The sequence below is a fragment of the Acinetobacter sp. AND/436 genome, from assembly GCF_049546925.1.
In the GTDB taxonomy this organism is placed as follows: Bacteria; Pseudomonadota; Gammaproteobacteria; order Pseudomonadales; family Moraxellaceae; genus Acinetobacter; species Acinetobacter indicus.
Window position 1 is genome coordinate 238,109 of sequence record NZ_JBMXBO010000003.1, and the last position, 20,201, is coordinate 258,309.

The window sequence follows — 20,201 nt, forward strand, 5'->3', positions numbered from 1 at the left end:
CGATTACATGAACTCAAGTTTGTCTTTATTGCACCCTTATCCATTTGAAAAGTTAAACCGACTTTTTCAGGATATACAACCGGCCGATTTACCGCTGATTCCCCTCTCAATTGGAGAACCGAAGCACCCGGCACCGGAATTTGTAAAACAGGCCATTATTGACAACTTCCAGCATTTATCGACTTACCCGAACAGCAAGGGTCTGCCTGAATTACGCCACAGCATTGCCCAGTGGCTAAGTCGCCGTTTCAAGCTGAACAGCATCAGTGCAGATCACCATGTTTTACCGGTTTCAGGTACCCGTGAAGCGATCTTCTCTTTTGTACAGGCACTGGTGAAACGTGAAGATGCACCGTATGTGGTGATGCCAAACCCGTTTTACCAGATTTATGAAGGCGCAACCTTGCTGGCTGGGGCCAAACCGTATTTCATTAACTGTACCGAAGACAACCAGTATTTAGGTGACTTTGATGCCGTGCCGGCCGAAGTCTGGGAAAAAACTGCCTTGCTATTTGTCTGCACGCCGGGCAACCCGACCGGTGCGGTACTGTCCAAAGACCAGTTTAAAAAGCTGATTGCGCTGTCCGATCAATACGGTTTTGTGATTGCCTCGGATGAATGCTATTCAGAACTGTGGTTTGATGAAGCACCAACGGGCCTGCTCGAAGTTTGTGCCGAAATAGGCCGCGACGACTATAAAAACTGCGTGGTTTTCCATTCGCTGTCCAAGCGTTCCAATCTGCCGGGGATGCGTTCAGGCTTTGTTGCCGGCGATGCCGATTTACTGAAACCGTATTTGCAATACCGTACCTATCACGGTGCAGCCATGCCGGTACAGCATCAACTGGCCTCTATTGCGGCTTGGGATGATGAGCAGCACGTTGAAGACAACCGCGTGCAATACCGCGCCAAATTTGACTTGTTCCAAAGCGAGCTGGGGCAACTACTCCCTTTACAAAAACCGGATGCCGGTTTCTATTACTGGCTCAAAGTTGATAATGATGAAGCCTTTGCCAAAATGCTGATGGAAAAAGCGCATATTAAAGTGTTGCCGGGCCGGTATTTATCGCGTGAAACCGAGCAAGGTAATCCGGGTGAAAATCATGTCCGTTTAGCCTTGGTGGCCGATATCGCCCAGTGCGAACAGGTGATTCAACGCCTCAAAGCGATTTTGTAGGTGCTGATATTAAAAAATCCACTCTATTGAGTGGATTTTTCATTTTAGGCAGGACTAAACACTGTTTGCATGGATGAGGATCATCCCCAAAATTAAAGCTGATGCTGAAGTCGCTTGTCCTGTATTAACCTTGTAAAGCCTGTTCAATATCCTGTTCCAATGCATCCGGCTTGGTGGTTGGTGCATAGCGAGTCAGCACTTTGCCATCTTTACCAATTAAAAACTTGGTAAAGTTCCACTTGATGCCGTTGCCCAAAATGCCTTTGCTGTTATTGGTTAAATAACGGAAAATTGCGTGTGCTTCCGGGCCTTTGACATCGACCTTGGCAAACATGGGAAAGCTGACCCCATAATTTTTCTGGCAAAAGGCCCCGATCTGCTCATTGGAACCGGGGTCTTGGCCACCAAACTGGTTACAGGGAAAGCCGAGCACCTCAAAGCCTTGGGGCTTATATTTTTCATACAGCTTTTCCAGTCCGGCAAACTGCGGGGTAAAACCGCATTTGCTGGCGGTATTCACCACCAATAAAACCTTGCCTTCATAATCGGCAAATGATTTATTTTTCCCATCTAACAACTCAGCCTCAAACTGGTAAATGTTGGTCATGGATAGGTTTCCTCATCACTTTTTTCTTGTGTTTTTAGTTCTAATGACGCCGAGTTGACGCAATAGCGCAAGCCGGTCGGTTGCGGTCCATCATCAAAAACATGGCCCAAATGTGCATCACAATGATGACAGACAATTTCGGTACGCACCATGCCATGCGACTGATCGTTATGTTCTTCCACGACCCCCGGGGCAATCGGACGGTAGAAACTTGGCCAGCCACTGCCGCTGTCGTATTTGGTATCGGAAGAAAATAAGGCTTCTCCACAGCAACGGCACACATACACCCCATCCTGTTTGCTGTTCCAGTATTTCCCTGTAAAGGCCGGTTCGGTTCCTTTTTGTCGTGTAATCCGAAACTCTTCTGGTGATAACTCTCTTTGCCATTCTCGGTCTGTTTTATTGAGTTTTCCCATCACTAACTCCTTTAAATCTTTGACATTCAATGTCATGCTTCAGTACTTCCATATTTACGCTAGAGCTTGCAAAATATCTAGCTAAATTTCAGTATAGATTGTGATAATTGCGTAATCTATTTTTTGCTAACAGAAACATATAATTGGATGGAATTATGTCCACAGGTAACACGACTCCTCGCGAAATTAAAAAATCCTCAAAACTCGAGCATGTATGCTACGACATTCGCGGACCTGTGTTACGAGCGGCCAATGAAATGGAAGAAGCCGGCCATAAAATTATTAAACTGAATATTGGTAACCCCGCCCCCTTCGGCTTTGAAGCCCCGCAGGAAATTATTAACGATGTGGCGCTGAACCTGCCAAATGCAGTCGGTTATACCGACTCCAAAGGGATTTTCCCGGCACGTAAAGCTATTTGCCAGTATTATCAACAAAAAGGCATTTTTGACCTGCACGTTAATGATGTCTATATCGGCAATGGCGTGTCTGAGCTAATCGTAATGGCCATGCAAGGCCTGCTGGATGATGGCGATGAAATGCTAATTCCAATGCCGGACTATCCACTGTGGACGGCGGCGGTTAATCTGTCGGGTGGTACAGCCATTCACTATAAATGTGATGAAGAAAACCACTGGTATCCAGATCTGGCCGATATGGAAAGCAAAATCACACCCAATACCCGCGGTATTGTGATTATTAACCCGAACAACCCGACCGGTGCAGTTTATCCACGTCATGTGCTGGAACAGATTGTCGCGCTGGCAAAAAAATATGATCTGATTTTATTTGCCGACGAAATTTACGACAAAATCGTGTATGACGGCATTGAGCATGTGTCGGTTGCAGCCCTGGCTGGTGATCAGCTGTGTATTTCATTCAACGGTTTATCTAAAGCCTACCGTATTGCCGGCTACCGTTCTGGCTGGATGGCCATTACTGGCGACCGTTCACGCGCAGCCGACTATATTGAAGGTCTGGACATGCTGGCCTCTATGCGTCTGTGTGCCAACCATCAGGCGCAATATGCGATTCAGACCGCGCTTGGTGGCTATCAGTCAATTAATGACCTGATCCGTCCGGGTGGCCGTCTGTATGAACAGCGCAATATTGCCTGGGAAATGCTGAACGAAATTCCGGGTGTGTCTTGCGTCAAGCCAGAAGGTGCAATGTACTGCTTCCCGAAACTGGACCCAAATGTCTACGCCATTGAAGATGATGAAAAACTGATGCTGGATTTCCTGAAAGCCGAGAAAGTGCTACTGGTTCAAGGCACCGGCTTTAACTGGCCAACCCCAGATCATTTCCGTGTGGTGTTCCTGCCAGCTGAAAATGAATTACGTGAAGCGCTTAGCCGTTTAGGCCGCTTCCTGGCGAAAATCCGCTAAGCTGAAATACAATAAAAAAAGCCGTGACCAATTCACGGCTTTTTTATGCAAACGGGAAAGATTAAAGCGATTTCAGCGGATTGCCGTATTGCTGTAAATAGGCCTGCCCCAGCGCTTCCGAACCTTTAAAACTGAGATGATCATCATCCTGATTTCGATACAGCGGCGTCCCCTCGACACTTAAATCACATTGCTTCGCATCACACAGCACCTTGGTCGGCTCCACTACAATCAGTTGTGGATACTGCTGCTGCAATTCATTCATCCACTGATAAATTGGTGCATTGCTCTGCTGGAATGCCTCTGCCGACACCGCGCATTCACGCTCAATCCCCAGCCATTCACGGCGTAATGAACAATTGGCCTGATCTGGATCAATCACCGGGACATCCATCAGCATCACCACATACTCGCTGCTGGCCAGCGCACTATCTACCGCAGCCTGTAAACCGGCAAAATAACTGTCTAAATGATTTGCGACCTGACTGCCCTCTTCTGCGCTCGGATGCAGATCATGCCCTGCATCCAGATACTGGCTAAAGGCGGCTGACATCACCACAAATTGATAATGATGCTGTTTTAAATGCGCCTCAATTGCATCATTGCGGGCTTGAAAGGCAGTCACTTCATGCTCACCACGGCCACGCTGGACACCGGGTAAATAAATGGTGGTGTCCTGAGTGCTGTCATAACCACGCAGTCCGGCATCTTTGGCCCAGACATCCAGCAGTCCGGTATAACTGTTGGCATGTGAGTCACCAATCAGCATAAAATCAATCTGCGGTTTTTCCACGCCCAGCACACAGTCTTGCGGATTGGCCAGCGTTTCAGGATTGGGAAAGCTGTGACATTTCTGCCGGATGCCATGCGCAAACGAATTTAAGGCTGCCATCTGGTTTTGCACTTGCGGACTTAGGCGCTCCGGAAAACCCTGATGCTGGCTGACCAGCTGCGCCAGACCAATAAAACAGAGCGCCGGCGCCACAAAACCGCTCAGAATGACCTTGTAATTGGCAGCCATCACAAAACCTTTGCTCGGCTGTTCAATATAACGATAAGTCAGATAGGCCAGCGCGATACTGAGCAGCACCATGGCCAGCTGATAACCGGCATTAACCGGCAGCATATAGATACTGAACAGCACGATCACCGGCCAGTGCCATAAATATAAAGGATAGGAAATTTTGCCCATCCAGAGGCTAAAACGGTTGGTCAGTACCACATTCTGTGACTGCACGCTCTGGCCGATATAAATAATCAATGCGGTTGCCAGACATGGGATCAGCGCCATTGCGCCAGGAAATGGTGTGACATGATCAAACCACATTGCTGTGCCTAACAACAGCGCCAGACAACTCCAGACCAGCGTTTGCGCCAGCCATTTTGACCATTTTATTTGTGGCAAAAAGCAGATCAGCGCACCCAAGAGCAGTTCAAAGGCGCGGACCGGCATACTGTAATAGGCTTTCTCGGCATTCACGCTCAACTGCTGCTGCGCATACAGCAACGACATGAGAATAAAAGATCCGACCATCAGCAGACCCCATTGCCGGTTACTTCTTTTCATAAAGCACAGCAGAATCAGCGGCCAGAAAATATAGAACTGCTCTTCAACACCCAACGACCATAAATGCAGCAGCGGCACTTCATTGACACTCTGACTGAAGTAATCACCGACTTCACGCTGCATATAAATATTGGCCATCAGAAACGTGGCATAAAAGACACTGTCGAAATAACGACTCAGCTCATCGGGCAGCATCACCTGCCAGGCCACCAGACTCACCACACTCAGTACAGTAAAATAGGCCGGTGCCAAACGCACCACCCGCTTTTTATAAAAGCGACCGATTGAGAAAGTCTGGTTCTGGATTTCTTTGCTTAAAATTAAGGTAATTAAATAGCCCGAAATCACAAAGAAAATATCGACGCCAATATAACCACCGGGGAAAATAGACAGGCCAATATGATTAAAAATCACCAACAGGACGGCAATCGCTCTTAAACCGTCAATATCGGCGCGATAGGCAAAACTCATGAACGTGCAGGGGAAAATTGAAACGTGGGTTATTGTAGACCTTTTCAGTCAAAGATCAATTTTGGATACACAGCGACGACAACATCGCTTTCAGGCTATACTGGGCATCATATTATGTGGGGGTGAGGGATGAGCAACTATAAAGTGCATCTGCTGGATATTCAGAACCAGTTACAGAATTATATTTGGCTGCTGGAACATACTACATCCAGAGATGTGATTGTGGTCGACCCCACCGAAGCCGAACCGGTGGAACAGTATTGCCGTGAACATGGTTTAAATTTAAGCCAGATCTGGCTGACCCACTGGCATAAAGACCATATTGGGGGTGTGCCAGAACTGCTGCAATCCCGCAATATTCCGGTCTATGGCCCGCGCGAAGAGCTGAGTAAAATCCCGTTTATCACCCACCCTTTGCAGCATGAAGCCCATTTTAAATTTCATGATCTGCAGGTGGATGTACTGGCGGTTCCCGGCCATACCCTGGGGCATATTGTGTATTTTATGGATGCCATCGATACCCTGTTTTGCGGTGACACCCTGTTTGCGATGGGCTGCGGCCGGGTTTTTGAAGGCACCTTTGAGCAGATGTATCACTCTTTAAACCGTCTGGCGGCATTACCAGCGCGCACCCAAGTGTACTGCACCCACGAATATACCCTGTCCAATGCCAAATTTGCCCTGCATGTTGAACCGGATAATCTGACGCTGCAACAGCGTTATCAGCAGGTGGAAGATTTACGCCTGCTAAATCAGCCGACCTTGCCAAGTACAATTGAACTGGAACTGCAGACCAATCCTTTTTTACGGGTGGACAGCGTCGAAGAATTCCAAAAATTACGTGAAATGAAAGATAATTTTTAAAACGGTTTAACCGGTTTATAATAGCTGGTGACTGGCCGCATACGCATCCAGTTCGGTCTGTGTCACCACACGTACCGCATTCATTTCATCAATGCGTACCAGCAGTAAGCCGCCTAATGCTGGTTGATAACGACGCGCACTGCCAAATGGAGTATAGGCCACCTGCGATTGTTCGGCAAAGACCAGCCAGTCTTCGTGGCCTAGCATTACCGCCACCGGGGTTTGGCCCTGTTGCTGCATCTGTTGAATGGTCTGCTGTACGTCAGCTTCAATGGTATTTGGCGTCATCTTACTCACTCCTGTGGCTGTACTTTATGATACCCGATCTCCAGGCCCGCTATGGCTTAAAATAAAGCCATCAATCACTCAGCGTATGCAAATTATAGCCGGCAGATCGCTACAACTTTTTATCTCGCGCCGGGCCGAGGTTGTAAGAAATACTTAAAGATGTGTTGTCATCAATATTTAACAAATTATTTCAAGCCGGCTTAAATAGCCCATAGATAATGTTGAAAATTTAGAATAAAAATACATCAAATATATCAATCAATTAATTTAAAATTTGCTTAAAATTCTGCCGCTTTATTCATCAATACATGTTTTTCAGGCGCTCAAATTCTGTCTTTTTTGCTGCAAAAATCATCAGTCTCAATATTTTTTGACACATTCTTGAATTTTGCCCTTTAAAAAATCTTGATATAACCATATCTATACTTTATTGAAGATAAGGGAGTACACTCGTGAAAAAAGTGGTAAAAGCTAAAAATTTAATTGCCTTTCGTATTTGGTTAGAAAAACTGGGATATTCAGTCAAAAATTTAGCCGATGGCCGTGGTTTTACCTTTAGTTTTAAAAAAGAATATGGTCTGGTCACTGGTGAACTGGCCGGCAATGCACTAGCCGTACAACTCGGTGAAGAATTTGAGGACCACTTAAAAGCCTGAATTCGTTTACGCACTCTTTGATCGAGAAAAATAAAGTGTTCTCATAACTTGAGCCCGTTGAACCGTCTGTTCTGCGGGCTTTTCTTTGGGCGAGATAAAGGCCTGACAAAATAACAGGCAATAAAAAAGCAGGACATCTGCCCTGCTTTTTCAGAATTTGGTGGGGATGAAGAGACTCGAACTCTTACACCTTGCGGCGCTGCGACCTGAACACAGTGCGTCTACCAATTCCGCCACATCCCCATATAAAGATGCCAATTTTTTGAAGAAATACTCAAGCTGGCCGGTTCAACAAAAGAAGCGAGGAGTTTAACCTTGCTGATTTTGAGTGGTGGGGGCGGAGAGACTCGAACTCTCACGCCTCGCAGCGCTGGAACCTAAATCCAGTGCGTCTACCAATTTCGCCACGCCCCCATACCGGGTACCAACTTAATGCTGGATTTCTCAAAATTCTGGCAGAGGATCAAGGATTCGAACCTTGACGAACGGTTTTGGAGACCGTCATGCTACCATTACACCAATCCTCTGTTACCTAAAATCAAGCTCACTTGATATTTAAGTGGTGGGGGCGGAGAGACTCGAACTCTCACGCCTCGCAGCGCTGGAACCTAAATCCAGTGCGTCTACCAATTTCGCCACGCCCCCGATGGCTGTGTATATTATAGAGATCACTTCCCGATGACAAGCCCTTTTTATGAAAAAGCCACTTGTTTGTTTAAATAAAAAACAAAAGTCTCTATTTTGGTTTTTTCTTAAGCATTTTCAGTGCTTAACAGCGTTTTTAAGGCAAAAAAACTGACTTCTCTCTGGCTTTTTTGTTTGTTGAGCATCACCTCAAGCAAGTCTTGAAAGCCCAAATACGCTGCGGGTAACTCAATTTTAAGCTGCTGACAATGCAAATAGGCCCAATCCTGATAACTTTTGGCCTGTAAACGGCGCTGAGTCAGCCATTCATAGATAATAATCCCCAGCGCATAAAGATCACTGGCCAGCGTTTTGGCTTCACCATGAAATAATTCAGGTGCCATATAGCGTGGTGTGGCAGTCATATTGGACATTAGCGGATCATCTATGGCCTGCAACTGCTCAAAATCAATCAGTTTGACCTGCCCTGCCCATTCGCGCCAATGTTCGGCTTTTAAATCTGCATGTAGATAGCCCAACCGTGTTAGCTGTTCCAGGCTATCCAGTACCTGCAGCAAACGTGTTTGAATCTGGCTTAGGCTAAATTGTGAGGGTGCTAAAGCAAATAACGCTGGCGCATCCGGCACAATCAGATAATCCTGAAAAGTCTCCTGCTGAATGCACAGCATTTCGGTATTTTGACTACAATAGAATGGCAGTAAAAAATCCGGTGCATCTGCCTGCTGAAACTGGCGATAAAAATCCAGCTCTCGGCAAAAACCTGCGCTCAGTTGCGGATGCGCATCCCTCTGCTGGGCTTTCAACCAGTATACAGATTGCCCTTGTTGAAACTGAAACAGACGCCGCCCCATCTTGAAGCTTTGCGGCTTGGTTTTTAACTCAAAACAATAGTGTTCAAGTTCAGCCGGACTAAACGGCAATAAATTCGGATTTGGCGTGTTCAACGGGGTTCTGCTGATATTCTAAAAGTTCCAGACAATGCTGAATGGTTTTACCCACGCGGGCATGGGTTTCAATCATGGAGATTTTTGGCCAGGTGGCGCGTTCACCTTCGCGTTGTAACAATCGGAACAGGTGTGGACGCGGGTTTTGTAACATATAGCTATAATGACGCCAGCCATATTTGCCAACAATATTCACATCACCATAATAACGCTGATCGACAATGCCATGGCCATGATCGAGCAGACGGCGTACCGCCGGCACACCACCGACACGTTCACGGGTAAAGTCCATAATCCCCTTACTAATCACCTTGCCTTGACGGCGCACAATGCGCTCCGGCCAGCTCAGCATATCTTTACGGAAACGCTCGGCATCGGTTTGCATAAACGGCACCACATGCGGATTGACCTGACTGGCAATGGTGTAATTCACATTATATAGACGCGCCATTTTTTCCTGCGGGAAATCACTACGCACACTGCCATCGACCCAGCGGGTTCTGCCCATATAGGGTGTATGTTCACCATCCTGCCGTTTACTGGTCAAACGCACCGGCGGAAACAGCACCGGTACCGCACAGGAAGCCAAAGCCGCACTCCAGACCAGCAAATCTGGCGAGGTATAACTGTTCATGATGCGTGCTTCTTGTGATGCATCATACGGCGCGACTGCAATATTGATATGCAGCCCGGACACCTTAAAGGCTTCTTCAAAGGTGACATCGCCCAGGTTGGTGAGCAGGAATTTTTTTAGATAACGCACATCGGCAATACCGCCATTGCCCTTTAAAATGTCTTCCCAGCGGCGAAAATGAAAAGCTTCGGTAAAGAAAGATTCGCCATTTAAAATGTGCATCATCTCCGATGGTTTGGAAATGCCGAGCATGGCGGTCATAATCGCCCCGGCACTGGAGCCAGACAGCACTTGCGGCATCAGGTCACGCTCTAGCAGCGCCTTGCACACGCCGGTATGAAACAGACCCAAGGTCGCCCCGCCTGAAAACATAATTGCCGGCTGGCCATAAGCCACCTGACAGTTTTTAAAAAATTCGATCTTTTCCTGAGTACTGAGTAAATGGCATTCTTTGGATGCAATAAAGGCCAGACTGTTGCTGACTTCTTCAATATAATCTTCAATAATTTTTTTGGTGCCGACATAGGTCGCAGTAAACAGCATTGGATGGGCAATGTTGGCCACATCATAGGTCAGGCCTTCGCGCAGAATATACATCAGGTCGCTGGTGCGCTCTGCCAGGCGGTAACGGCGTAATAAATTCAGACGATGGGCAATAATTTCAGCATCAAAATACGGCGAGGTGTTGTCATACTTCCATTCCTGCGCCCCCGATTCTTCATCTATTTTTAGTGCCAGATTTTTCCATTCTTCGTAACTCTCGGCATGTTCTATTTTTCGTTTTAATTTTTTGATCCGATAGGCCTGATGAGGATTAATGTCCTGGCTAAACTCTTTAAACAACATAGCTTCCCTCTGCGCTTCGCTGAATAGGCGCTGATCTGTCGATGTCTCCTAACTATGCAGAAATTTCAGACATTCTTCAATTGCATAATTCATGTTTTCATTGCTAAATCCTTTCGCCTTGGTATACAGTCGTTTGTGCACCCGATAATCTTTTGACCTAGACCGAAAAGCTGAATAATCATGGCGCATATTGATTTACCCGATAATATTCTCACCTCGCTTGCAACCGTTTTACAGCAGCTCCAGCAACATTTGCCTGAACTCAAGCAAGCCACCGATTTTTCTGCATCGGCCTTTAAATGGCAGGATCAACAGTTAAAAGCCATTTACCAGCCACGAAAAATCTATCTGGAAGATTTAAAAGGCATTAAAAAACAAAAAGAAAAAGTAATTCAAAATACCTTGCAGTTTTTAAAAGGCTTACCGGCCAATGATGTACTGCTTACCGGTTCACGTGGTACCGGAAAATCTTCCATTGTGCGTGCCCTGCTAACCGAGTATGAAGCACAAGGGTTACGGTTAATTGAAATTGAACGTGATGATTTATCGGATTTGCCTGAAATTCAGAAGCTGATTGCAGATCGGCCGGAAAAATTTATTGTCTATTGTGATGATCTGGCCTTTAACGCCGAAGATGAAAATTATCGTTCTTTAAAAAGCGTGCTAGATGGTTCATTACAGTCCGGTTCAAGTAATTTTGTGATTTATGCCACCAGTAACCGCCGGCATTTATTACCTGAGTTTATGCATGAAAATACACCGGTAACACGGGTAGATGTGCCGCAATATACCGAGCTGCATCCACAGGAAGCGATTGAGGAAAAAATTTCGCTGTCCGATCGTTTCGGGATGTGGCTGTCGTTTTATCCAATGGATCAGAATCTGTATTTAGAAATTGTCGAGCATTATCTGCAAAAGGCGGAGATGGAGCTCACCGCTGAAGCGCGTGCCGAAGCTTTACGCTGGTGTCAGGCGCGTGGGCAGCGTTCTGGTCGTGCCGCTTATCAATTCTCGAAGCACTGGATTGGGTCTGCGCAGTTAAAATCTTTGTAAAATGTTTCAATTCATTCAATGCCCAATAAACTTAATTGGGCATTTTCTTATTAAATGGCATATCTAAAATATCAACTATCCGACTGAAAATGTGATGCTAATACCGTCCACTCTGGTAATTCAGCATAATCCTGATCTGCAACGATTGTGGGTATCCAAGCAGTTTTCGACTGAAGACAAAAATTTAATCGCCGCTCTGGTTGAAGATTATTTTCCAGTAGACCTAAAGGAATCCACATATAATCCGTTTTTCCCACTTGATTAGGTACAGGGGATCCACATTGAGTACAAAAAGATGAGGTAAAGCCACTGTCCTTCTTATAAGTATGGACAGTATTCTTACCGGATTCCCAGTTAAAATTTTGCTGAAGAACTAAGGTTGCAGCATTTGCACCAGTACCACTCTGCTTTCGGCACAAACTGCAATGACAATGATAAATTGTATGAATTTTCTGTTGAATGGAAAAATTAACCTGTCCACATAAACAACGTCCCGTATACATCTTTTATTCTCACAACTTATTTTTAATTCGTAGTTTGGCATAGAGTTTAAATAAACTCGAACACCTTCAATAAGGTTTATCATGTTGATAAAAATAAAAAAGAGGCTTTCGCCTCTTTTACATGATCTTTTATGCTTGCTCTGGATTGGTCAATTCCGTCATTGGCCAGCGCGGAGTCGTGGTCACAGACAAACCATCCTGCTGCCCTGCTTTTAAACGCTGATAACCGGCAAAGGCAATCATGGCACCATTATCGGTACACAGCGCAGGCTCTGCATAATAAACCGTGGCTTTAATCTTGGCTAAATCAGCTTCCAGACGTTCACGCAAACGCTTGTTGGCACTCACGCCACCCGCAATCACCAGACGTTTTAAACCGGTCTGCTTTAATGCTTTCACCGATTTTTTTACCAAGGTATCTACAATCGCTTCCTGGAAACTGGCGGCAATATCGGCATCACGGTTTTCATCACCGAGTTTTTTCATCTGTACCGAAACGGCAGTTTTTAAACCACTAAAGGAAAAGGTTAAATCCTGATGCAGCATCGGACGCGGGAAAGCAAAAGCATTCGGATCACCCTGCTCGGCCAGTTTGGCAATATTCGGTCCACCCGGATACGGCAAGCCCATCATCTTGGCCACTTTATCAAAAGCTTCACCGGCCGCATCGTCAATTGACTCACCCAGCAGTTCATACTGACCAATGCCATACGCGGCCATCAGCTGTGAATGCCCCCCTGAAACCAGAAGTGCAACAAATGGAAATTCAGGCGGCGTTGCAGACAATAACGGTGCCAGCATATGCCCTTCCATATGATGCACGCCAATCGCAGGTTTATTTAAGGCAAATGCCAAGGTACGGCCAAATAGAGCCCCGGTCATCAAGGCGCCCATCAGGCCCGGACCGCGGGTATAGGCCACGGCATCAATATCCGATTTTTTCACACCGCTTTGCTCAAGCAGTTCGTTCATTAATGGAATCAGTTTACGCACATGGTCCCGTGAGGCCAGTTCTGGCACCACGCCGCCATATTCGGCATGCAGTTTGATCTGGCTATACAGCACCTGTCCGCGTAAACCCAACTCACTGTCGTACAGCGCGAGTCCTGTTTCATCACACGATGTTTCTAAGCCTAAAACGATCATTAAACTGCCTATAACCTGTATCAAATTTATTGCGGGAACTATTATAGACTTGTGATATGAGATGTAAATGAGTAAAATACTGACCTTCACTTGTGATCGAGGGCAATTCGGCCCCAGATCTTATCCATAACTTAATGAGGATTCTTCATGCCACAAGTTAAATTGAAAGAAGGCGAACCAGTAGACGTAGCTATCCGTCGTTTCAAACGTTCTTGCGAAAAAGCAGGTGTTTTAGCTGACGTACGTAAGCGTGAATTCTACGAAAAACCAACTCAAGAACGTAAGCGCAAAAAAGCTGCTGCTGTTAAACGCTACCAAAAGAAATTGGCGCGTGAATCAGTACGTACTACTCGCCTTTACTAAGATTAATTTGTGATTGACTGCCTGGATTAAAACATGACTACTTTAAAAAGCCAGATTACTGACGTTTTGAAAGCGACAATGCGCGCTAAAGAAATGGACAAGTTAACGGTCATTCGTAGTCTACAGGCGGCAATTAAGCAAATCGAAGTCGATGAGCGCAAAGAGCTTGACGATGCTCAGGTTCTTGCGGTCATTGAAAAGCAAATTAAACAACGTAAAGAATCGGTTAAAGCCTTTGAAGGTGCTGGCCGAGAAGATTTAGCTAGTAAGGAACAAGCCGAAATTGAGGTGTTATCTCAGTTTCTACCAGAAGCTATGACTGAGGAAGAACTTGATTCCATCATTGCGCAAACGATTGCAGCGCAAGAAGCTACTAGCATGAAAGATATGGGTAAGGTGATGAATTCTCTGCGTCCGCTCATAGCCGGGCGCGCCGATCCTGCACAAGTATCTGCCAAAATTAAAGCCAAATTAAGCTAATTCAAGTCAGGCATACGCCTCACTTCCTCCCCGAACAGCATCAACAGCTGTATCAGTTTATTTTCCCGAAAATAAAAAAACTGCCTAAAGTTTTAAGCAGTTCTTGAGTCACTTCTATCAGTGTGCACAATTGACCTGATATTTTTTCAGCATCTGCATTTCTTTAGATGAATACACCTGCTGGGCCACATCCTGCTTGGTCATGTGGCGATATTGCGGATCCAGATAGGCACGGTTTTCATCTGCAGCGCTATACAGCTGATCAATATAATTCTGCACAATGCCACAAAACTGCTGTTGCTGCGCCGGACTAAAACCCGATTGCTGCGGATTCAAGCCCTTTAAAAACTGCCGGGTCTGCTGCTTATAACTCTGGTTAATCTGCTCAACCGCCAGTACATACTGCTCCACACTCGCTGCCTGGACCACAGACAGACTCCCCCAGAGCAATACGCCCATCCATAATTTTTTCATCGCGTTATTTAAAATCATTATTTAGCCAGGAGCTAGAATTCTAGCATTTTAAACCCCATGCCTTACAGAGGTTTCCAGCAGACTGACTTGCAAAAACTGCGGTTTTCGATGCGCAAAAGCCTGTTCGGTCGGCGCCGGCACATAGCCTTCAGTCACCGTTCCCAAACGCAAACGCAGAATCCCAGGTAAATCTAAACGATAAGAATAAATCGGGCTACCACATTCCTGACAAAACACCCGCGCCTTATTCGGACTGTGAAAATATTCTTTTAAATATTGCTGGCCGCGTACAATTTTAAATTTGGCTTGATCAATCGGGCTATTCCAGCCCAGCATGGTCCCCTGCGCACGCTGGCAATGCTGGCAAAAACATAAAATGGTCTTTTCCAGCTCGGCCTGATAATGGTAATACACCAGCCCGCATAAACATTGTCCCTGTAACATCATTGTTCTCCTTACTGTTATTATGATTTTTCATGCTGTTAAATTTTGAGCTGTCGTTCCCGCTGCATTTCTGTGGTACGTGTTTTCAGTTTGGCAGTCATAGCCTGATTGTCTTTGGCCAGACGCTGGGCATGCAGCAAGGATTTAATTGCCTCTTCCTCCCATCCGGACCAGTATTGCAGTTCTGCACGATAACGCAATACATTCACCGTGTGTAATGGCGAACTACGATCAATATTGGCGGCCTGCTGCATCAAACGCCAGGCACTTAAATCGCGCTCATTCCGGTTCAGGAACTTTTGCACCAGTGCCTGTGCTTCAGCCGGCTGATTCTGCCGGATCAGCACTTCTGCCAGCTTGTAATTCAAGGCCCGGTTCTCCGGCATAATCCGCGCAGGCGAACTGATCACTTTATAAGCCTCACTCAGCTTATTCTGCCCTAAATAGATGTCAGTTTGAATTAAGCTAATAAGATGATGTAAACGGCGATGATTTTTGGCCTGATCCAGGGTTTGCTGTGCCAAGGCATAATCTCCCTGCCGGGTATAAAAAGCCGCTAAAGCCAGCTGTGCAGCAAAGTTATTGCGGCTGGCCAAGACCTGTAATTGCTGCTCTGTCGCCTGATTGGATACCACCAAGGTGTACTGTTTTAAAATATCAAATTCTTCATCACGTAATGATGATTTCACTCGTGGCAACTGGTTGGCACGTAAACGCGCTTCACTCATCCGTTCTGTGGTTAGTGGATGGGTAAACCAGAAATCTGGCAGGAAACTGACCCGGCTGGTGGCACGGTGCATTACCTCAAAAAAATCAGCCATGCTTTGCGGGTTATAACCGGCAGTATACATATATTGCATGCCAATCCGGTCGGCTTCACGTTCCTGATTACGGCTATAGGTCAGCTGCTTATCCATTAATGCGGCCTGCGAGCCCATCATCACGGCAGCACCGGCATCACCATCGGCCTGGGATGCCACCAATGCACCCACCAGCACACCTGCTAGTGCCAGCAGACCCTGTCCCTTAAAAGCTTCCTGTGAACGGCTATAATGACGCTGGGTCACGTGGGCAATTTCATGCGCCATCACCCCGGCCACTTCATCCATATTACGCGCAGAAGTCACCAGACCGGTATTTAAGGCAAATAAACCGCCTGGCACGGCAAAGGCATTAATTTGCGGATCATTAATAATGAGCAGACCAATGGGCTGGCCCATTTGGGTCTGGCTGAGCAGATGCGAGAAGACCGAGAACAGCTGGTCTTCCAGCCACGGATTTTGCGCCACCGGCATTTGACGCTGCACTTCACGATAGACTTTTTCACCAATCATGCGTTCTTTTTGCTGATCGATCAGCCCCACCCCTGCGCCAATTTCTGGCACATTAAATTGTGGTGAAGTGGTGAAGTTTGCCCCATGTGTCGAAGTGAATGCTGTAAGCAGGCCTAAACTACCTGCTAAAAACAACCGTTTCAAATTGCCGTTCTCAAATTATCTGCTCGTGTCTTGAATATAGCATTCAATATCGAAGAAATATGCAACGAAGTGTTAGGAAGTTTTACGCAAATCTGCCATTGACCGCGTAGCCCGGCTGCCGGCCTTCCAGCACATCCACCAGATTTTTATAGGCCAGCCAGGCCATTTTTTTACGGGTTTCTGCGGTCGCTGAGCCAATATGCGGCAAGGTCAGCACATTGTCCAGACCAAAGAGCTCCGAACTTTGCAGCGGTTCTTTTTCATAGACATCCAGACCGGCCGCAAAAATTTTCTGTTGTTTCAGCGCGTCAATTAAAGCCTGTTCATTGACCACGGAACCACGGGCAATATTCACAAATACCGCATGTTTTTGCATCAGCTCAAATTCACGCGCACCAATTAAAGCGGTCGAGTCGGCGTTTAAATCCACCGCGACCACCACAAAGTCCGACTGTTGTAGCAGCTCATCCAGACTGTGATATTGCGCATTTAAGGGCTGCGCCTGCGCCAGATTTTCACGGCGGTTATGGTACAGAATATTCATGTTAAAGCCATAACGCCCACGACGGGCAATGGCGGCACCAATATTACCCAAACCAATAATCCCTAAAGTTTTACCATGAATATCCTGACCGAACTGGGCCGGGCCAACGGTACGTTTCCATTCACCCTGTTTGGTCCAGCGATCCAGATAGGCCAGCTGACGCGAAGCTCCCATTAACAGACTAAAAGCTAAATCAGCAGTGGTTTCGGTTAATACATGCGGTGTATGACACAGATAAATCTTTTGCTCAGTCAGATAGTCCACATCATAATTGTCATAACCGACACTGATACTGGAAACCACTTTAAGACGGCGCGCACCCGTCAGGTTAGAGGCATTGAGCAAACGCCCCGCACCAATCATGCCATCAGCATCTTGGACATGAGCACGAATCTGCTCATTAACATCACCCAGTTTCGGGCTAATTTCTACCACGTCATACTGCTGTTTCAGCTGGCTTAAAATGTCCTGATCAACCTGACTAAATGCGATAACTTTTTGTTTCATTCCTGATCCGTCATGTGTTTTTTATCTTGCATAGCCTGCCATAGCTGTTTTTTCAATAGCGGCTGTTCTAGCATCTCGGCCAAAGCGGGCAATGCTGTAGCTTGCGTTAACTGTACATGAGGCAATTGACCCAACACAATGATCTTTTTCTCCAGTGCAATCGCATCCAGAAAACCTTGTACATATACCGAAACCGCTCGACCATCTTGCAGCTCAGGCAAAGCAAAAGGCCAATTCAGCTCAAAAAATTCTGCCTGTGCCGCACGCTGGATATTGCGCCATAACTGTTGCTGCGACTCATTGATGTGGGTGGCATCCAGCACAATCGTATATTGTTCTTTAACAATGGCTTGTAGATGAAATGCATCAATCTGTAAGGCGGGCTGCACTTCCACCAGGGCTGCAGGTGTGACAGGTTCTGCCGGGCTTTCTACTGGATTTTCTTGCGGAGAGACTTGTGGTTCCGCAACAGGCTGTCTAAGCTGTAAGGCAATATCTTGAGGCGCCGTCGCCGCGACAGCTGCCGGCATGACAATTTCAGTCAGCAGTTCTGCCGGGGCCTGATCGCGCCATAAGGAAAATGCTGGCAAATTTTGAGATGCAACGTCCCGGGGAATCCATATATCAATTCCCAAACTTGCCAAAATCTCACGTTGATGCCCAATCATCTGCTATCGTCACTTATGTCCATAGGGCTATTCTAGCCGGATTAGTCCGGTTTTGCTGTGCTTTCTGCATCCAGTCATATCAAAGCTGCTCAATGAGGATGACTCGATCCGCCTACCGCACTCAGAAATAGAGTGCTTAGATAATCATTAAACTGTTTTTCTTCTGCATACGCTCAACCATTTCTTCGGTGGCAAAGCCTAAACGCCAGTACAGCAGCTCCAGTACATCCAGCTCATCCTGAGTGATAATCCGGTCATTCCACAAACAGGCTTCAGCAATACCCAGAATACTTAAACGGTCACGCAACAACAGCCCGGCCATATCATTCAGAATTTCTGCCAGATCAATTGGCTCATCGGAAATTTCTTCATACAGCGACATTTCATACGGTGTCAGTACGCGCTGTAAAATTTTTTCCCGCACTTCCAGCTGGTTGCCGCTATTGATTTGCTGCACATGCAGCAAGGCATCAATTAAACGTACAATTTGCGGTTTAACTTCATCCAGCGCCGTCGGGGTATGTAGCGGCAGCAGGTTCAACTCGGATTTGACCCGCTCCAGCAGCAAGGCATCCAGCAGTCCAATTTCCCCATCTTCCTGAATAATTTTGGCCAGCTTGGTCAAAAACTGCCGCGCGATACTGGCCGGCATACCGCCAATATTCTGGCAGGCTTCCAGAAAAATGGAGATATGCACCCGACCATCCAGATTTAACAAGGCATCGACAATGGCACGGCTGACTTCTACTTCAGGCGGAATAAATTCGCGGTATTGGCGAATCATTAAAATTGCCATCATCACCTCACGCGAACCAGTGGCCGTCTGCAAGGCACGCTGGATCAGTTCCGGACGCGGCATATTACGGCGGATTTCCGGTTTCAGCGGCTTGATTGCATCTTTAATGGCAAAGCTAATCGGGGATAATCGCAATAAAGGCAAAGGTTGCGGCGAACTCCACGGCGCATAATATTCACCATTGACCTCTTCCAGTGAACGAAACAGACCAAACCAGGGCTGGCTGCGCAGCTTTTTCAGGTTTTCCAGTTGTAGATCCTGCACCAGTGCCGGATTTAACTCATAAATCCGCGCATCAATACTCGGATGGATATTCAACCAGCTTTGCGGACTCAGCGAGTTGGCAAAACACATATGCGCAATTGATTCCGAATATTCACTGTGAATTTGTGAACCGGCATGGTGCACATAAATCCTGAGCAGGGTTTGAATATTGGCATTGTTCTGGATTAAACGTTTGGTTTTCAGGTCGTTTTTAAAGGTACGCCCGCTCAGGTTTAAATATTTAATAAAACGGGTAATCAGCATGCCTAAGCTGCCAATCAGCCAGATCATGCCGCCCAGTGCAACAAAAGGCGTGGCAGGTGCATAAGCGGTGTTGTAATACTGCTTGCCAAAGCCGAGTTTGGCCACTTTACTGCCCCACTGGCTAAACGTGGTCAGGCTGCTGTAGAGAATTTTCAGCTTGGTATTTTCCGCAGTTTCACCACTTAAAATTTGATGAAACTCATGACTGAGCAAGCCATACAGTTCCTGCTCATCCAGGTTTTGCAAGGCGCCCCAGGTCAGAATAATCGCAATATCGCGTGGATAAAAACCGGCGGTCAGTGCATTTACCCCGACTTCATCCGGCAGGACATACAGCGCCGGGGTATCAATCGCGAAGGTATCGGCCAGCTGTTCGGTAATTTTTAAGGCAACACTTTCTTCCGGCGTGCTTTCAATCAGGCTTAAACGACGTGCACACAGCTGCTTGGCCAGTGAGTGGCCGCCAGAACGGAAAATATATAATTCAATGGCAATAGAAATACCCATTAAAGACAGCAACACGGCTACTAGATAAGGACTCAAGCTATGCCAGTAGATGGACTGCGAAGCATCAATATAATGCACCAGCAAACCCAGTACAGTATTTAAAATAAAAATGGTCAGGATGACCGCAAGCAGACACAGGCTTGCAGACCACATCATATTCTTGTTTTTAATAAAGTAGTAACCTACATCTTTCAATGTAAATTTCCT

The 20,201-nt window shown here is 46.5% G+C and carries 21 protein-coding genes and 4 tRNA genes; 7 read left to right on the plus strand and 18 right to left on the minus strand.

The window, feature by feature from the left end; genetic code table 11:
* The first annotated feature begins 7 nt into the window (after window positions 1-7).
* Entirely contained in the window at window positions 8-1,177 is a 1,170-nt protein-coding gene (gene dapC, locus ACPEPR_RS04365; RefSeq protein ID WP_104511227.1) for a succinyldiaminopimelate transaminase, read from the plus strand.
* 124 nt (window positions 1,178-1,301) lie between these two features.
* On the opposite strand, the gene ACPEPR_RS04370 is transcribed toward dapC, so the two are convergent.
* Window positions 1,302-1,784 (minus strand): glutathione peroxidase, encoded by a 483-nt coding sequence (locus tag ACPEPR_RS04370; protein ID WP_423562009.1) that lies wholly within the window; start codon window positions 1,782-1,784, stop codon window positions 1,302-1,304.
* On the minus strand, window positions 1,781-2,200 hold the full coding sequence (gene msrB / locus ACPEPR_RS04375) for a peptide-methionine (R)-S-oxide reductase MsrB (protein ID WP_005177175.1): 420 nt from the start codon (window positions 2,198-2,200) through the stop codon (window positions 1,781-1,783). Before msrB ends, ACPEPR_RS04370 begins: the two co-directional genes overlap by 4 nt.
* 155 nt (window positions 2,201-2,355) lie before the next feature.
* Here msrB and ACPEPR_RS04380 point away from each other — a divergent pair, with 155 nt between their 5' ends.
* Window positions 2,356-3,588, plus strand: coding sequence for a pyridoxal phosphate-dependent aminotransferase (locus tag ACPEPR_RS04380; RefSeq protein WP_005177173.1), 1,233 nt, complete (start codon window positions 2,356-2,358; stop codon window positions 3,586-3,588).
* A gap of 61 nt (window positions 3,589-3,649) precedes the next feature.
* Here the strand turns inward: ACPEPR_RS04380 and ACPEPR_RS04385 are convergent, their stop codons facing one another.
* Entirely contained in the window at window positions 3,650-5,626 is a 1,977-nt protein-coding gene (locus ACPEPR_RS04385; RefSeq protein ID WP_423562010.1) for an acyltransferase family protein, read from the minus strand.
* A 129-nt stretch (window positions 5,627-5,755) separates the two neighbouring features.
* Here ACPEPR_RS04385 and gloB point away from each other — a divergent pair, with 129 nt between their 5' ends.
* Window positions 5,756-6,490, plus strand: a complete 735-nt coding sequence (gene gloB / locus ACPEPR_RS04390) for a hydroxyacylglutathione hydrolase (protein ID WP_423562011.1) — start codon at window positions 5,756-5,758, stop codon at window positions 6,488-6,490.
* Window positions 6,491-6,505: 15 nt separating this feature from the next.
* Here gloB and ACPEPR_RS04395 read toward each other — a convergent pair whose 3' ends face one another.
* The gene (locus tag ACPEPR_RS04395; protein WP_075166696.1) at window positions 6,506-6,778 is read right to left on the minus strand and encodes a hypothetical protein; all 273 of its coding nucleotides are present in this window, start codon (window positions 6,776-6,778) and stop codon (window positions 6,506-6,508) included.
* A 452-nt stretch (window positions 6,779-7,230) separates the two neighbouring features.
* Between ACPEPR_RS04395 and ACPEPR_RS04400 the strand changes: the two genes are divergently transcribed.
* Entirely contained in the window at window positions 7,231-7,434 is a 204-nt protein-coding gene (locus ACPEPR_RS04400; RefSeq protein ID WP_005177162.1) for a hypothetical protein, read from the plus strand.
* Window positions 7,435-7,592: 158 nt separating this feature from the next.
* On the opposite strand, the gene ACPEPR_RS04405 is transcribed toward ACPEPR_RS04400, so the two are convergent.
* The 6 genes from ACPEPR_RS04405 to ACPEPR_RS04430 form a co-directional block, all read right to left on the minus strand.
* A tRNA-Leu gene (locus ACPEPR_RS04405) sits at window positions 7,593-7,677 on the minus strand.
* An 86-nt stretch (window positions 7,678-7,763) separates the two neighbouring features.
* Window positions 7,764-7,848, minus strand: a tRNA-Leu gene (locus ACPEPR_RS04410).
* A 39-nt stretch (window positions 7,849-7,887) separates the two neighbouring features.
* Window positions 7,888-7,961: transfer RNA gene (locus tag ACPEPR_RS04415), tRNA-Trp, on the minus strand.
* Between the two features lie 33 nt (window positions 7,962-7,994).
* A tRNA-Leu gene (locus ACPEPR_RS04420) sits at window positions 7,995-8,079 on the minus strand.
* Window positions 8,080-8,186: 107 nt separating this feature from the next.
* Window positions 8,187-9,023 (minus strand): protein kinase domain-containing protein, encoded by an 837-nt coding sequence (locus tag ACPEPR_RS04425; RefSeq protein WP_423562012.1) that lies wholly within the window; start codon window positions 9,021-9,023, stop codon window positions 8,187-8,189.
* Window positions 8,989-10,503 carry a DUF3336 domain-containing protein gene (locus ACPEPR_RS04430; protein ID WP_005177157.1) on the minus strand — a complete coding sequence of 505 codons (1,515 nt, stop codon included), beginning with the start codon at window positions 10,501-10,503 and terminating at the stop codon, window positions 8,989-8,991. Before ACPEPR_RS04430 ends, ACPEPR_RS04425 begins: the two co-directional genes overlap by 35 nt.
* 180 nt (window positions 10,504-10,683) lie before the next feature.
* Here ACPEPR_RS04430 and ACPEPR_RS04435 point away from each other — a divergent pair, with 180 nt between their 5' ends.
* Window positions 10,684-11,556, plus strand: coding sequence for an ATP-binding protein (locus ACPEPR_RS04435; protein ID WP_423562013.1), 873 nt, complete (start codon window positions 10,684-10,686; stop codon window positions 11,554-11,556).
* A 71-nt stretch (window positions 11,557-11,627) separates the two neighbouring features.
* Here ACPEPR_RS04435 and ACPEPR_RS04440 read toward each other — a convergent pair whose 3' ends face one another.
* Window positions 11,628-12,059, minus strand: coding sequence for a GFA family protein (locus ACPEPR_RS04440; protein ID WP_104484024.1), 432 nt, complete (start codon window positions 12,057-12,059; stop codon window positions 11,628-11,630).
* A gap of 129 nt (window positions 12,060-12,188) precedes the next feature.
* The gene (gene tsaD, locus ACPEPR_RS04445; protein WP_075175188.1) at window positions 12,189-13,205 is read right to left on the minus strand and encodes a tRNA (adenosine(37)-N6)-threonylcarbamoyltransferase complex transferase subunit TsaD; all 1,017 of its coding nucleotides are present in this window, start codon (window positions 13,203-13,205) and stop codon (window positions 12,189-12,191) included.
* 147 nt (window positions 13,206-13,352) lie between these two features.
* On the opposite strand from tsaD, the gene rpsU reads away from it, so the two are divergent.
* Together rpsU and ACPEPR_RS04455 are read left to right on the plus strand one after the other, a co-directional pair.
* The gene (rpsU, locus tag ACPEPR_RS04450) at window positions 13,353-13,568 is read left to right on the plus strand and encodes a 30S ribosomal protein S21 (protein ID WP_001136722.1); all 216 of its coding nucleotides are present in this window, start codon (window positions 13,353-13,355) and stop codon (window positions 13,566-13,568) included.
* Between the two features lie 33 nt (window positions 13,569-13,601).
* Window positions 13,602-14,048 carry a GatB/YqeY domain-containing protein gene (locus ACPEPR_RS04455; protein WP_005177146.1) on the plus strand — a complete coding sequence of 149 codons (447 nt, stop codon included), beginning with the start codon at window positions 13,602-13,604 and terminating at the stop codon, window positions 14,046-14,048.
* A 117-nt stretch (window positions 14,049-14,165) separates the two neighbouring features.
* On the opposite strand, the gene ACPEPR_RS04460 is transcribed toward ACPEPR_RS04455, so the two are convergent.
* The 6 genes from ACPEPR_RS04460 to ACPEPR_RS04485 all read right to left on the minus strand — a co-directional run bounded on the left by ACPEPR_RS04460 (window position 14,166) and on the right by ACPEPR_RS04485 (window position 20,189).
* A complete protein-coding gene (locus tag ACPEPR_RS04460) occupies window positions 14,166-14,522 on the minus strand; it encodes a hypothetical protein (protein WP_180134076.1) in 357 nt (118 codons plus the stop codon).
* 48 nt (window positions 14,523-14,570) lie between these two features.
* Window positions 14,571-14,966, minus strand: coding sequence for a GFA family protein (locus tag ACPEPR_RS04465; RefSeq protein WP_168416327.1), 396 nt, complete (start codon window positions 14,964-14,966; stop codon window positions 14,571-14,573).
* 38 nt (window positions 14,967-15,004) lie between these two features.
* The gene (locus tag ACPEPR_RS04470; RefSeq protein ID WP_423562014.1) at window positions 15,005-16,444 is read right to left on the minus strand and encodes a M48 family metalloprotease; all 1,440 of its coding nucleotides are present in this window, start codon (window positions 16,442-16,444) and stop codon (window positions 15,005-15,007) included.
* Window positions 16,445-16,526: 82 nt separating this feature from the next.
* On the minus strand, window positions 16,527-17,495 hold the full coding sequence (locus ACPEPR_RS04475) for a 2-hydroxyacid dehydrogenase (protein ID WP_423562015.1): 969 nt from the start codon (window positions 17,493-17,495) through the stop codon (window positions 16,527-16,529).
* Window positions 17,492-18,163 (minus strand): hypothetical protein, encoded by a 672-nt coding sequence (locus ACPEPR_RS04480; RefSeq protein ID WP_423562016.1) that lies wholly within the window; start codon window positions 18,161-18,163, stop codon window positions 17,492-17,494. The genes ACPEPR_RS04475 and ACPEPR_RS04480 overlap by 4 nt, the downstream gene beginning before the upstream one ends.
* A gap of 136 nt (window positions 18,164-18,299) precedes the next feature.
* On the minus strand, window positions 18,300-20,189 hold the full coding sequence (locus ACPEPR_RS04485) for a M48 family metallopeptidase (RefSeq protein WP_104505564.1): 1,890 nt from the start codon (window positions 20,187-20,189) through the stop codon (window positions 18,300-18,302).
* Window positions 20,190-20,201 lie beyond the last annotated feature (12 nt).